Annotated in this window: 12 protein-coding genes; 1 reads left to right on the forward strand and 11 read right to left on the reverse strand. The window is 65.3% G+C overall.

The window, feature by feature from the left end; translation table 11 throughout:
* Position 1: 1 nt before the first annotated feature.
* From gcl to PCK14_RS18375, 8 genes are all read right to left on the reverse strand, one after another.
* Entirely contained in the window at positions 2–1,786 is a 1,785-nt protein-coding gene (gcl, locus tag PCK14_RS18340; protein WP_269939960.1) for a glyoxylate carboligase, read from the reverse strand.
* A 63-nt stretch (positions 1,787–1,849) separates the two neighbouring features.
* Positions 1,850–2,728 (reverse strand): 2-hydroxy-3-oxopropionate reductase, encoded by an 879-nt coding sequence (locus tag PCK14_RS18345; RefSeq protein ID WP_269939961.1) that lies wholly within the window; start codon positions 2,726–2,728, stop codon positions 1,850–1,852.
* Between the two features lie 48 nt (positions 2,729–2,776).
* Positions 2,777–3,568 carry a hydroxypyruvate isomerase family protein gene (locus PCK14_RS18350; protein WP_269939962.1) on the reverse strand — a complete coding sequence of 264 codons (792 nt, stop codon included), beginning with the start codon at positions 3,566–3,568 and terminating at the stop codon, positions 2,777–2,779.
* 251 nt (positions 3,569–3,819) lie between these two features.
* Entirely contained in the window at positions 3,820–5,226 is a 1,407-nt protein-coding gene (locus tag PCK14_RS18355; RefSeq protein WP_269939963.1) for an AAA family ATPase, read from the reverse strand.
* 179 nt (positions 5,227–5,405) lie between these two features.
* Positions 5,406–6,221 carry a bifunctional allantoicase/(S)-ureidoglycine aminohydrolase gene (locus tag PCK14_RS18360; RefSeq protein WP_269939964.1) on the reverse strand — a complete coding sequence of 272 codons (816 nt, stop codon included), beginning with the start codon at positions 6,219–6,221 and terminating at the stop codon, positions 5,406–5,408.
* A gap of 10 nt (positions 6,222–6,231) precedes the next feature.
* Complete coding sequence (locus tag PCK14_RS18365) at positions 6,232–7,503, reverse strand: DUF6986 family protein (RefSeq protein WP_269939965.1); 1,272 nt, start codon at positions 7,501–7,503, stop codon at positions 6,232–6,234.
* A gap of 2 nt (positions 7,504–7,505) precedes the next feature.
* Entirely contained in the window at positions 7,506–9,113 is a 1,608-nt protein-coding gene (gene aceB / locus PCK14_RS18370; RefSeq protein WP_269939966.1) for a malate synthase A, read from the reverse strand.
* Entirely contained in the window at positions 9,110–10,516 is a 1,407-nt protein-coding gene (locus PCK14_RS18375) for an NAD-dependent malic enzyme (RefSeq protein WP_269939967.1), read from the reverse strand. The genes aceB and PCK14_RS18375 overlap by 4 nt, the downstream gene beginning before the upstream one ends.
* Positions 10,517–10,724: 208 nt before the next feature.
* Here PCK14_RS18375 and PCK14_RS18380 point away from each other — a divergent pair, with 208 nt between their 5' ends.
* A complete protein-coding gene (locus tag PCK14_RS18380) occupies positions 10,725–11,480 on the forward strand; it encodes an IclR family transcriptional regulator (RefSeq protein WP_269939968.1) in 756 nt (251 codons plus the stop codon).
* Positions 11,481–11,817: 337 nt separating this feature from the next.
* Here the strand turns inward: PCK14_RS18380 and PCK14_RS18385 are convergent, their stop codons facing one another.
* From PCK14_RS18385 to PCK14_RS18395, 3 genes are all read right to left on the reverse strand, one after another.
* Positions 11,818–12,720 (reverse strand): hypothetical protein, encoded by a 903-nt coding sequence (locus PCK14_RS18385; protein WP_269939969.1) that lies wholly within the window; start codon positions 12,718–12,720, stop codon positions 11,818–11,820.
* A 318-nt stretch (positions 12,721–13,038) separates the two neighbouring features.
* Positions 13,039–13,230, reverse strand: a complete 192-nt coding sequence (locus PCK14_RS18390; protein ID WP_269939970.1) for a hypothetical protein — start codon at positions 13,228–13,230, stop codon at positions 13,039–13,041.
* A gap of 198 nt (positions 13,231–13,428) precedes the next feature.
* On the reverse strand, positions 13,429–14,070 hold a 642-nt coding region (locus PCK14_RS18395; RefSeq protein ID WP_442864760.1), incomplete at its 5' end, for a transketolase-like TK C-terminal-containing protein.

The following is a 14,070-nucleotide window of genomic DNA, read 5'->3' on the forward strand; positions in this document are numbered from 1 at the left end:
GCTAGTCCTGGCCCTGCAGCGCCAGGATGGCGGTGGGTGCGTCGGTGGCGTACTCGGCAATGTCCTCGATCTCGGTGACGTTGTCCAGCTCGGTGCCCATGGAGATATTGGTGACCTTCTCCAGGATGGCCTCGACAACAACCGGAACGCGGAACTCTTCCATGAGCCGCTTGGCTTCGGCGAAGGCGCCGGCCATGTCCTCGGGGCGCTCAACGCGGATGGCCTTGCAGCCCAGGCCCTCGGCGACCTTGATGTGGTCAACGCCGTAGCCGTTGGTCTCCGGGGAGTTGATGTTTTCGAAGGCCAGGGAAACGTGGGCTTCCATCTTGAAGCCGCGCTGCGACTGGCGGATGAGGCCCAGGTAGGAGTTGTTTACAACAACGTGGATGTAGGGCAGGTTGAACTGTGCGCCGACGGCCAGTTCCTCGATCATGAACTGGAAGTCGTAGTCGCCGGACAGGGCAACAACGCTCTCGCCGGGCTTGCCGCGGACAACGCCCAGGGCAGCGGGGCCGGTCCAGCCCAGCGGGCCGGCCTGGCCTGCGTTGATCCAGCGGCGCGGGCCGAAGACGTGCAGCATCTGCGCGCCGGCAATCTGGGACAGGCCAATCGTGGAAACGTAGGTGGTGTCCTGGCCGAAGGCCGTGTTCATCTCCTCGTAGACGCGCTGCGGCTTCATGGGCACGTTGTCGAAGTGGGTCTTGCGCTGCAGGCTGCCCTTGCGGGTGGCGCAGTCATCGGCCCACTGGCTGTAGTCCGGCACGGTGCCTGCGGCAACGCGCTCGCGGGCGGCTTCCAGCAGTGCGTCCAGGGCTGCGCCGGCGTCGGAGACGATGCCCAGGTCCGGTGCGAACACGCGGCCGATCTGGGTGGGCTCGATGTCGATGTGGACGAACTTGCGGCCCTTGCGGTACGTGTCCAGCCCGCCCGTGTGGCGGTTGGCCCAGCGGTTGCCGATGCCGATGACGGCGTCGGACTCCAGGAAGGTGGCGTTGCCGTAGCGGTGCGAGGTCTGCAGGCCAACCATGCCGGCCATCAGGGGGTGGTCATCCGGGATGGCGCCCCAGCCCATCAGGGTGGGGATGACCGGGATGGAGAGCAGCTCTGCCAGTTCCACCAGGCGCTCGGAGGCCTCTGCGCTGATGACGCCGCCGCCGGCAACGATCAGGGGGTGCTTGCCGGCCAGCAGGATGTCCAGGGCCTTGTCGGCCTGCTTGCGCGTGGCAGCGGGCTTGCTGGGGGTCATCGGCTCGTAGGCGTCGATGTCGAATTCAATCTCGGCCATCTGGACGTCGATGGGCAGGTCCAGCAGGACCGGGCCCGGACGGCCGGAGCGCATCAGGTAGAAGGCCTTCTGGAAGGCACCCGGGATCTGGCCGGGCTCCTTGATGGTCATGGCCATCTTGGTCAGCGGTGCGGCAATGGTCTCAATGTCCACGGCCTGGAAGTCTTCCTTGTGCAGCTTGGCCACGGGGGCCTGGCCGGTGATGCACAGGATCGGCACGGAGTCGGCCCAGGCTGCGTAGAGCCCGGTGATCATGTCGGTGCCTGCGGGGCCGGAGGTGCCGGTGCAGATGCCGATGTTGCCCTTGGCGGCACGGGAGTAGCCGTCGGCCATGTGTGAGGCGCCCTCGACGTGGCGGGCCAGCGTGTGGTTGATGCCGCCGTGGTCGCGCATGGCTGCATAGAAGGGGTTGATGGCTGCGCCGGGGAGGCCGAACACCTCGGTGGCGCCCTCCTTCTCCAGGATCAGGATGGCTGCGTCAACGCTGCGCATTTTAGTCATTGTGTGCTCCTTGAAAGTCTGTGGTGGGTGGCCCAGGCGGGCCGGGTGTTGCTGGGGAAGGGGCTACTTGCGCCCGGAGAGTGCCGCGGCCTGCTTGAAGAGGCCTGAGTGGTCAAGGGCGCCGTCGCCCTGGGCCACCATTGCGGAGACGAGCTGTGCAACAGCTGCGCCGAGGGGGACGGTGACGCCGGCCTCGCGGGCTGCCGCGGTGACAATGCCGAGATCCTTGTTGTGCAGGGCCAGGCGGAATCCGGGCTCGAAGTTGCGGTCGAGCATCTTCTGGCCCTTCTGGTCCAGGACCTTGGAGCCGGCCAGGCCGCCACCGAGGACCTTCAGTGCTGCGTCGGTGTCGACGCCGTAGGCCTCAAGGAAGACGATCGCCTCGGAGAGTGCCTGGATGTTCACTGCCACGATCAGCTGGTTGGCTGCCTTGACTGTCTGGCCGGAGCCGGAGGGGCCCACGTGGACGATGGTCTTGCCCACGGCTTCGAGCACTTCACCGGCGTCGGCAAAGTCCTTGGCGTCGCCGCCGACCATGATGGACAGCACGCCGTCGATCGCGCCCTGCTCGCCACCGGACACCGGGCCGTCCAGGGGGCGGATGCCCGCTGCAACGGCGTCGGCGGAGAGGCGCTTGGCCACGTCGGGCCGGATGGAGCTGGCGTCGATCCACAGGGCACCCTTGCGGGCGTTGGCGAAGACGCCGTCGGCGCCGCCCACAACTGCCTCAACGTCGGGGGAGTCCGGGACCATGGTGATGATGGCGTCGGCGTCCTTGACGGCGTCGGCAATGCTGGTGGCGCCGTTGCCGCCTGCTGCGACGAGCTTGTCAATGGCGCCCTGGCTGCGGTTGAAGCCGGTGACCGTGTGGCCGGCCTTGACCAGGTTGACTGCCATGGGCAGGCCCATGATGCCGAGACCGATAACTGCAACGTTTGTCATGTTGAATCCTTATGTGAAGTGAAAGTGTGTGGGGGGGGTGTTTGCCGTTTAGGCGGGCTGGCGGATGGCCCAGGTGAAGGCGTCCGCTGCGGGGGACTTGTACTCGAGGCCGATCGCCCCGGTGTAGCCAAGTTCGCGGCTGCGGCTGATCCACTCGCCGAGGGGGAGGGTGCCGGTGCCGGGTGCGCCGCGGCCGGGGTTGTCGGCAATCTGGATGTGGCCGAAGTCCTTGGCGTGCTGCTCAATGACTGCCGCCACGTCGTCGCCGTTGACGGACAGGTGGTAGAAGTCTGCAAGCAGCTTGACGTTGTCGACGCCGGCCGCCTGGGTCTTGGCGATGACCGCAAGCGCGTCTGCGGCGCTCTTGATCGGGTATGCGGGGGTTCCGGAGACCGGTTCCAGCAGGACGGTTCCGCCGATGGCTGCGATGCCGCGGGCGGCTGCCACCAGGTTTTCCACGGCCAGGGCGTCCTGTGCTGCGGGATCCTGCCCGTCCTGGCGGTTGCCGTAGAGGGCGTTGAAGGCCTTGCAGCCCAGGCGCTCGCCGATTCCTGCGACAACGTCGATGTTGTCCTTGAATTCGGCTTCGCGGCCAATCCAGGAGACCAGTCCGCGGTCGCCTGCGGGCATGTCCCCGGCGTTGAAGTTCAGGCCGGTCAGCTGCACGCCTGCTTCGGTGATGGAGCGCTCGAACGCGGTGACCTCGGCATCGCCGGGAACGGAGGTGGCGAAGGGCCACCAGAACTCGACGGCGTCAAAGCCGGCTGCCTTTGCTGCGGCCGCGCGCTCAAGCAGGGGCAGCTCCGTCAGGAGGATGGAGCAATTCACTGTGTACGTCATCGTAAGTCCTTCCAAGGGAACGTCTGTGTTCCGTGTGCTTCATTCCACTTTTTCACTTCATGGAATTAAGTTTCTGCTTTATGAAAAGTTTAGGCAAGGTGCGGCCAGTAGTCAAGGGGAGGCGGCGAGTTGATGTGGCGAGGGGCACAGGGCCGGGTCCGGGCACAAAAAAGCGCCCGCCTGCGCCTTCCGCACCCGGTTCGTCAACCAAGGTGCGGAAAGTGGAAGGGGGCGCCAGGACAATGCCTGCCCTAGCGGCCGGGGAAGTCCGGGCCGCGGGTGTCCTTTCCGCTGCCAAGGAGGCTGCGGGTGAGGGCTGAACTGTCGTCCATGAGCTGTTGTGCAGCGGCGGCCAGGTGGGAATCGCCGGGAACGTCCCCGGCCAGCGAGGCTGCCACCACGGCGCGCCGGATCAGTTCCTTGGCCAGGGACGCCGTGGTGCCGTCCGTCTGCGCGGCAGCTGCCTCAAGTGCCGACGCCGAGAAGCCGAGGTTGCGGGCGTACAGCTGCAACAAGGCCAGGCGTTCGTGCTCAACGGGCATGGGGATTTCCACGGCCAGATCCACCCTGCCGGGCCTCTGGGCCAGCGCCCGCTCGAGCATGTCAACGCGGTTGGTGGTCAGCACAAAGGCAACGTCGGAATCGCTGTCCAGGCCATCCATGGCGTCGAGGACCTCAAACAACAGGGGTTGCGGGCCATGCCCAAAGCTTCTGTCTTCGGCGATGAGGTCGCAATCCTCCAGGACCACGATTGACGGAGCCAGGGCACGGGCCAACTTGGCCGCCTCGGAGATACGGGCCAGGGCGCCCCCGGAAAGAAGCACGGCCGTGGTGCCCGCGCTTTGGCCCAACAGGTAGCGGACGGTGTGTGTTTTCCCGGTTCCGGGCGGTCCGTAGAGGAGCAGGCCGCGCTTGAGGTGCTGGCCATGCGCCTTCAAGTCCTGCCCCTGGCGGCTGATGCCCAGGGTGTGGTCTTCGACCCGGGCCAGGACACCGTGGGGCAAGATGATGTCCGCCCGGTCCAGTTCCGGACGCCGGATGAACGTCACACCGCCCATGCTGGGGCCATACTCACTGACTTGGAGGGAAATGATCTGGCCCTTGAACACGCTTTCGTGCTCCATCCGTCGGCGCACCTCCGCCAAAAACGCTGCGGTGTCCGCAGGTTTTGCCGCGAGTACCTCCAGGGTGGCAAGTTGGCGGCCAAAGTTCGGCTTGGCCTCACGCTGGAGCACGGCGATGGCTACACCGTCGTAGCGGAAAAGCCTCAGTCCCAGTGCAACTGTTTGGCGTTGCTCATCGGGGCCAACGGGCTGGTTTGTGTAGTCAGGCGGGGCCAGCGGGAATGCTGCGTACATTTGGGCGTGCTGGACAATGTCGCTCAGGGACATGTGGTTGCGTTGCTCGCCACCCCCTATTCCCACAAGGCGGGCGTTGGGATCCCGTCCGGCGATGTCTTCGAGCAGGATGTCCACGTCCGCAAGGCGGTGGGCCGGGATTTCCTCCACCACCACCGAGAGTTCCTTCGGGCGCACACCCAGATGGCCGGTAAGGGCCTGCAGCAGCTCGTCGCCGCCTTCGATTGGTTGCGCGGTGGCCTGCGCCAAACGGACAAGCGCGCCAAAATCCGTGATGAACGTCCCCATTTTTTCATCCATGCTGTGACCCTAACAGCGCTGTCAATGCCCCTGCCCTGCGGGCCCGGGCACAAAAAAGCGCCCGCCTGCGCCTTCCGCACCCGGTTCGTCAACGAAGGTGTGGAAAGCGCCGGCAGGCGCTGTTTCCTGACCGGCCCCACGCCGCAAGTAGTGGCAAGAGAGCGGGGCCGGAAAAGTTTCTAGGTGAGGCGGATCTGGCGGTTCATGTCCTTGTACAGGAGGTAGCGGAACTCGCCCGGGCCGCCGGCGTAGCAGGCCTGCGGGCAGAAGGCGCGCAGCCACATGAAGTCGCCGGCCTCCACCTCGACCCAGTCGTTGTTGAGCAGGTACATGGCCTTGCCCTCAAGGACGTACAGGCCGTGCTCCATGACGTGGGTTTCCGGGAACGGGATGACGCCGCCCGGCTGGAACGTGACGATGTTGACCTGCATGTCGTGGGCCAGGTCGGAGGAGTCCGTGAAACGGGTGGTCTTCCAGGCGCCGTTGGTGTCCGGCATGGCCGTGGGTTCCACCTCGGCGTCGCTGGTCACGAACGACTTGGCCTCGTAGCCCTCGAGGCGCTCGTAGGCCTTGCGGATCCACTGGAAAGAGACGATGTCATCGGAGACGTTTTCCAGGCCCCAGGTGGCGCCGGCGGCGAGGTAGGCGTAGCCGCCCTCCTCGAGCTGGTGCAGTTCGCCGTCGAGGGTCAGGTTGACCTTGCCCTTGGTCACGAAGACCACGCCTTCAACGCCGGCTTCGAACTCGGCGATGGGTGCGCCGCCGCCCGGTGCAATCTCCACGATGAGCTGGGAGAAGGTGGTGGCGAAGCCGGAGATGGGGCGGGCCAGGATCCAGGAACGGGACTTGGAGAAGCCCGGCAGCGTGCTGGTCACAATGTCCGTCATGACGCCCTTGGGGATGACCGTGTAGGCCTCCGTGACAATGGCGCGTTCCGTGGTGAGGTGCGTCTGCGGCGGCAGGCCGCCCTTGGGGTAGAAATACTTTTCAGTCATCGCTTGCTCCTTACTTGGAAACGGTTTGTGCCAGCCGCGGGTGCGCCAATGCGGTCAGCTGGGGAATGTCGATGCCTGTCAGCGCGGCAACCTCGTCGGCGCCCACGGCGCCGCAGACCACTCCGCGAAGTACGAAGTTGGCCAGTGCGCGGGCAGTTGCGGGCTCGTCCATGACGGCGCCCGGCGTCTGCTCCACGTAATTGCGCAGGCGCGCTGCCGCAGCCGGCAGACCCTCGCGGTAGAACGCATAGGCTGCGCTGAAGCGGCTGGGCAGCTGGGCTGCGTGCATGTCCCAGCCTTGGTAGTAGCCGCGCTCCAGGGAGCGGCGCACCAGGCGGCCGTGCAGCGCCCAGGCGGACTCCACGCCGTCGCCCATGGGGATGACGTTGGTGGAGCCGTCGGAGAGGCGGATGCCCGTTCCGGCCACCGCGAGCTGCATGACTTCCTTGGCGAAGTCCGCCACGGGGTGCTCCATGGACTGGTAGCCGGCGGAGATCTCCAGCGAGGCGCTGTAGTCGTAGGTGCCGTAGTGCAGTCCGCTGATCCGGCCCGGGATCTCGTGGGCCAGGCGTGCCACCGGCGAGGTGCCGTCGGCGGCCAGGATGATCTGCGGGGTTTCAATCTGCACCTCGAAGCGGAGCCGGCCGGCAGGAAGGCCGTGGATCTGCTCCAGGCGGCTGACGGCAAAGTCCATGGCCCGCACCTGGTCAACGGTGGTGACCTTGGGCAGGGTCAGGATGAGCCCGTCCGGCAGGCCGCCGGTCTCCACCAGGGTGGAGACAAACAGGTCCAGGGTGCGGATGCCGCGGGCCCGGGTGGGGGCCTCGAAGCACTTGAAGCGGATGCCGATGAACGGCGGGGCCGTGCCCTGGGCAACTGCCGTGTTCACGGCGCGGGCGGCGGTGACTGCCGCAGCGTCCTCTGCCTCGTCGCCACGGTTACCGTAGCCGTCCTCGAAGTCCAGGCGCAGATCCTCAATGGGTTCCGCCGCCAGCTTGGCTGCAACCCGGGGGGCCACGGCGGCTGCCAGCTCATCGTCCTGGCCCAGCAGTGCGCCCAGGCGTTCCAATCCACCATGGTCGTTGGCCAGGGCAAGTGCCTCGTTGCCCCAGTCTGCTGCCAGGGTGGGGGTGAACTTGTCGGCCGGCACGTAAACGGTGTGCACAGGCTGGCGGCTGCCGTCATCGCCCGAGTAGTTGCGTTCCAGCAGCGCATCGGTTTCGGCGAGGGAGTCGTCGATCCGGGCCAGGTCCGCGTCAGAAAGTGAAAGTTTGGCGGCCATTTCTAGCCCACCAGTTCGTAGGCCGGGATGGTCAGGAAGTCCGTGTAGTCCTCGGAGAGGCAGATGTCTGCGATCAGGTCACTGGCCGGCTTGTAGTACTTGGCGAATGCTTCTTCGCCAACCTCGCCGCGCAGCTTGGCCGTTTCCTCAGCGAGGATTGTTTCCACGAGTTCGCGGGTGACGGTGTTGCCGGTGTCGGCGAGCTTGACCTGGTTGCGGATCTGCTGCCACACCTGTGAACGGGAAATTTCCGCCGTGGCGGCATCTTCCATGAGGTTGTGGATGGCGACTGCGCCGTTGCCGGAAATCCAGACGGCCGTGTAGGCGACGGCGACATAGAGGTTCAGGCGCAGGCCGGCCTCGGTGGCTTCCCCTGCGGCCGAGGCAACGTCCAGCAGCTGGTCGGCGGTGACGCTGACCTCGGGACGCTGCTTGTCCAGCTGGTTGGGGCGCTCGCCGAGCACGGCGTCGAATACCTCCTGGCAGATGGGCACCAGGTCCGGGTGGGCAACCCAGGAGCCGTCGAAGCCGTCGTTGGCCTCACGGGTCTTGTCATTGCGGACCTTGTCAAAGGCGGCTGCGGTGACTTCCGGTTCCCGGCGGTTCGGGATGACAGCCGCCATGCCGCCCATGGCGAAGGCGCCGCGGTGGTGGCAGGTCTTGACCAGGAGCTCGGTGTAGGCGCGCATGAACGGTGCCGTCATGGCCACCTGTGCACGGTCCGGCAGGGTGAAGGCGCTGCCGGCGTCGCGGAAGTACTTGATGATGCTGAACAGGTAGTCCCAGCGGCCGGCGTTCAGGCCGGCGGCGTGGTCGCGCAGCTCGTAGAGGATTTCGTCCATTTCAAAGGCGGCCGGGATGGTCTCGATGAGCACCGTGGCGCGGATGGTTCCCTGGGGGATGCCGAGGTAGTCCTGGGCGAAGACAAATATGTCATTCCAGAGACGTGCCTCAAGGTGGCTTTCCATCTTCGGCAGGTAGTAGTACGGGCCGTGGCCGTTGGCCAGCAGTGCCTTGGCCGTGTGGAAGAAGTGCAGGCCAAAGTCCACCAACGCACCCGAGGTGGGTTCGCCGTCGAGAAGGATGTGGCGCTCCTCAAGGTGCCAGCCGCGGGGGCGGGTGACCACAACGGCCAGGGGCGCATCCGTGCGGAGGCGGTATTCCTTGCCCTCGGGGGAGGTGTAGGACAGGGTGCCGAGGGCGGCGTCGCGCAGGTTCAACACGGCATCCACCACGTTCTCCCACAGGGGGGTGGCGGCATCCTCCATGTCGGCCAGCCACACCTTGGCGCCGGAGTTGAGGGCGTTGATGGCCATCTTGGCGGGGGAGGCGGGGCCGGTCATCTCGACGCGGCGATCGGTCAGGGCCGCCGGTGCGGGGGCAACCTTCCAGTCGCCCTCGCGGACGTTCAATGTTTCCGGCAGGAAGTCCAGCTTGCCGGTTTCTGCGACCTTGGCGCGCTTGACGCCGCGGGCTTCCAGCAGTTCGGTGCGGACCGGGTTGAACCGGCGGTTCAGCTCGGCAACGAAGGCAAGTGCGTCGTCGGTGAGGATTTCCGCTGCACGGGGGATGGGGTTGGCATCCGTGACTGTGACGGTTGAGGTGCTCATGACTGGGTCCTTTCGGTGGTGTTGCTTGCAGCGGCGGCAGCGACTGCGGAAGCGACGTCGCCGGCCACATGCGGGTCGAAAACGCTCGGGATGATGTAGCTGGCGTTCAGTTCGTCGTCAGAGACACGGTTGGCAATGGCCTCGGCGGCTGCCACCAGCATATTCGGTGTGATGTCCGACACGCCCGCATCCAGCAGTCCGCGGAAGAAGCCGGGGAAAGCCAGCACGTTGTTGATCTGGTTGGGGAAGTCGCTGCGGCCGGTTGCGACGACGGCGGCGTGGCGGGCTGCGATGACCGGGTCCACCTCGGGGGTGGGGTTGGCCATGGCGAAGACAATCGCCTTGTCCGCCATGGCGGCAATCTGCTCTTCGCCCAGGACGTTGGGGCCGCTGACGCCGATGAAGACGTCGGCGCCGGTCATGGCCTCGTGCAGGGTGCCGTCGAAGTTGTCCGGGTTGGTGTTCTCGGCCAGCCAGGCGCGGTGCTCATCGGTGTGGGTCTCATTGCGGTGGACGGAGCCGCTGCGGCCGCAGGCCACGATGTTGGTGGCGCCCTGGGCGATGAGGAGCTGGATGATGGCGTTGCCTGCGGCACCGACACCCGCAACAACAATCTTGACGTCCTGGATCTTCTTCTCAACGACCTTCAGGGCGTTGGCCAGGGCCGCAAGGGTCACGATGGCCGTGCCGTGCTGGTCATCGTGGAAGACCGGGATGTCCAGCTCGTCGCGGAGGCGCTTCTCAATTTCGAAGCAGCGGGGGGCGGCGATGTCCTCGAGGTTGATGCCGCCGTAAACGGGGGCCATGGCCTTGGCGATCATGATGATCTCCTCGGTGTCCTGGGTGTCCAGGCAGACCGGCCAGGCGTCAACGTTGGCGAACTGCTTGAACAGCGCCGCCTTGCCTTCCATGACGGGCAGTGCCGCGGCCGGGCCAATGTTGCCCAGGCCCAGGACTGCGGAACCGTCGGTCAGCACTGCAATGGTGTTGCGCTTGACCGTGAGGTTGCGTGCGGCCTCGGGGTCCTCATAGATGGCCATGCAAACGCGGGCGACGCCGGGGGTGTAGGCACGGGAGAGGTCGTCACGGTTGCGCAGGGCAACCTTGGGGACGACCTCCAGCTTGCCGCCGAGGTGCATCAGGAAGGTGCGGTCGGAGACGTGCTGGACAGTTACACCCTCGAGTGCGTCCAGTGCGGCCTTGACGCGGTCGGCGTGGGCGTCGTCGGTGGTGTTGGCGGTGATGTCAACAACGATGCGCTCGTGGTGTGACTCCGTGACGTCCAGTGCCGTGACCGAAGCGCCGGCCGCCGCGACGGCGGATGCCAGTTCGCTGGTGACGGTGAAGCTGGAGGGTGCGGTGACGCGCAGGGTGATTGAGTTGCCGGGACTGGGATTCGCCATTGAATTTCCTTAGCTTGGGCCCCGAGGGGCTGTCGACATGTACGAGATGTTTTCGTATTATGGATATTATTATCTATCTGGTGGAATTTCAAGCCCACGAGCAACTTCACTTCAACGGCGGCGCCGTGAGGTAAGTTGAGATCAGTGAAATATCCGTGTCACCATGCGGATAAGTACTGGCACCGTCAAAAATTTAGGAGTCGGACCCATGGCAGCAAAGGCGAGCGGCGGCGTACAGTCCGTGGAACGCGTTTTCGAACTGCTTGAACTCATAACCAACGCAGGCGGAAACGTGACGCTCAGCGAGCTGTCATCCTCGACCGACCTGCCCCTTCCCACGATCCACAGGTTGCTGCGGACACTCGTTGCACTGGGGTACATCCGCCAGCTGCCGAGCCGGCGCTATGCCTTGGGGCCGCGCCTGATCCGCCTGGGCGAGGGCGCCACGAGGCAACTCGGTGCGCTGGCCCAGCCGCAGCTGAAGTCGCTCGTGGACCAGCTGGGCGAAACCGCCAACATGGCGGTGCTGGACGACGACATGGTCATTTACATTGCCCAGGTTCCCTCACCCCACTCCATGCGGATGTTCACCGAGGTGGGCCGCCGGGCGCACACGCACGACACCGGCGTGGGCAAGGCGCTGCTGGCCCAGCTCGACGACGACACCGTGCGCGGCATCATTGCCCGCCAGGGCATGCCGCGTCCCACGAGCAAGAGCATCGGAACCATTGAGGAGCTCCTGGCGGACCTGGCCCTCATCCGGGAACGCGGCTACTCCATTGATGAGGAAGAGCAGGAACTGGGCGTGCGCTGCTTCGCCATGGCCGTGCCCAACTCGCCCACGCCCACGGCCATCTCGGTCTCCGGCCCCGTGCAGCGTGTGGACTTTGCCTTCTCCGAGCGTGCCATTCCGGTGCTGCGCCAGGCGGCCCAGGTCATCTCCGAGGAACTCAACCGCAACTAGCTGTTCTGCAGAAACGTCAAGGCCCGGCCGCATTGCGCGGCCGGGCCTTCATGTTGGGGAGCCACCTTGTGAATTACGGGTCCAAAATGGCGTCACGATTTCACGTTTCGACACTCTCTAGGTGTTGGTGGTGTTGTTTGTCCCTCCCCCGGACCAGTTGGCAGAGCCAGCGTGGAAAACAACACCGCCCCACCAGCTTCTGCCGTTGCGCCCCCGGCGACGGCAGGGCTGGACACCGATTGGCCCGCGAGCAGTGAGACCCTCCCGGCGCCGATTGAATGGAGGCCGGGCCGGTGCTTGATTCCCCCGAAACAGCACCGGCCCGGCTTTCAACCCCTTAGCGGGCCACGAGGTGTTCGAGTTCGTCGGGGAGCGTCATGGCCAGTTCGCCGTCCACGACACTCGTGATGGGCTGGACAGGGCCACCATTCCACCAGTAGACGTGCGGGCTCAGGGGGTGGGCCATGTCGTCGTACTGGGCGCGCGTTACGCGTGTCATGAACAGCAGGTCGGCCAAACCCGTGTCATCGGTGATGACATGCAGGTTCAGCGCCGATGCGGACGGGACGGTCATGAACATCCCCAGGGGACCGGCCGTCAGCTTGAGGGCAGCAAGGAGCTCTGCCGGGTAGGCCAGCCAGGTCGACTGGAAGATGGACTCGGACATGATGCCCAGAAAGGTTCCGCCGTCGCCGTCGGTGGCCTGTTGGGGCGTGCCGGTGCCCTCGGCGAGCAAGTTTGCCCAGGCGGTCTTCCAGGCAAGGTCCTCGCCGATGCGTTCCACGTGGTCGTCCCGCAGGTAGTTGACGGTTTCCTCTCCGTCGTACGCCATGACGAGGGGAAGCAAGCCAACCCATTGGGTGTACTTGTAGTGGCGTTCGCCTTCCTCCTCGGTGATCATGGCCGGATCGATGATCTTCGCCCGGGTCCGGGCCAGCAGCTCTTCCTCGGGCATCGCATCGATGATGGATCCGGCGGCCTTGGCGGTCATCCGTGCGAAGTAGTCCTCCAGCATGGGCTTCCATTCCCGCTCGGGGGCGTTGGGAAGTGTCCGGGCCACTGTTTCCAGGCCGTACATGCGCCCGTCGGATGTGACGACGTGGTCATCGGCAACCTCGACGCCGTACCCCATGCCGTTCAGGACCTCGGCGCATACCTGGCGCATCTTCACACCCTGCTGCAGCGTCAGCTGCGGGAAGGTCGCGTCGAGTTCCTTGGGTTTCCTGCTGAAAAAAGCCATGCTGTGGGTTCCTTGCTTTCTCGGGTGAACTGCTGTGGTCAATGGGTGCAGGGCGTCGCGAGCGCCCGTGGGATCCAGGGCTGGGACGGATCCGGGAGCAGGGCTGCGAGTTGGTCCCGGTCGATGGGTTTCTCCGCCAGCACGTGTAAGAGGTGGTCACCATGTTGTTCACGGTGTCCGGGCAGCCGGTCGTACGACCGCGTTCCCCATCCATCGATCCCAATGCAAACGGGTACAGACCTTTGAAATACGGGGTATGTGTTGGGTAGCCAAGCCACGCGGCTGCACTTGGCCTTGGGCCACACTTCCTCTGTTTGTTCATCCAGCATGGCGCCGGCGGTGGCTTTGGCTAGCTTCCGGGCGGACTTTTCGGCGTGCGCCGCGAACCACCATCAACGAGTCAGCCCCGCCGGAAGGGTCGCCGTCGAGCCCTGCCGTGCTGCGCACCAGCGCCAACAACCCGTCAAGGCCCAAGGGCGCTGTGGCATAGACGGAGAGATCGTAGGACATGAAGCCACCTTTGCACAAAGGGTGCTACATATGCGGGTGATTCGGGATTGTGGCAGCCAACAATTTGGTGATTTGGCCCCGTTCCGCCGGGCTGCTATTTTGCCCACCCTTCACCCTCACGGCGAACGCAGAAAAGGGGTGGTTGCTGCCACCGGGAAAGATTCCCGGTGGCAGCAACCACCCCTCATTCGTGGAAGGTTAGCCTTCTCCGCCTGCGTTGCCGGTGGTGCCGGCGTTGACGTTGAGGAGGTCGTACTTTGCGGCTGCCTGGGCGGCTGCGTTGGGATCGATCTTGCCCTGCTTGGCGAGCATTTGCAGGGTGCGGACCACCACGGAGTGGGAGTCGATCTTGAAGTAGCGCCGTGCGGCTTGGCGGGTGTCGGAGAAGCCGAAGCCGTCGGCACCGAGGGTTGCGAAGTCGTTGGGCAGGAACTGGCGCACCTGGTCCGGGACGGCCTTCATGTAGTCGGTGACGGCGATGACCGGTCCCTGCGCATCAGCCATTTTGGCGGTGATGTAGGGAACACGGGCTTCGCGTTCGGGGTGAAGGAAGGATTCTTCCTCCGCGGCCAAACCGTCGCGGCGCAGTTCGGTCCAGGAGGTCACGGACCAGACATCGGCGGCGACGCCCCATTCTTCGGCGAGGATCTGTGCGGCTTCCAGGGCCCAGGGGACGGACACGCCGGAGGCCAGCAGCTGGGTGCGGGGCCCGTCGTGTTCGCTCTTCTTGAGCAGGTAGATGCCCTTGTTGATGCCCTCGACGTCGATGTTCTCCGGTGCCTTGGGCTGGCTGATCGGCTCGTTGTACACGGTGATGTAGTACATGACGTTGGGATCGGT

Origin of the sequence: Arthrobacter sp. HY1533 (assembly GCF_027568515.1) — a bacterium.
In the GTDB taxonomy this organism is placed as follows: Bacteria; Actinomycetota; Actinomycetes; order Actinomycetales; family Micrococcaceae; genus Specibacter.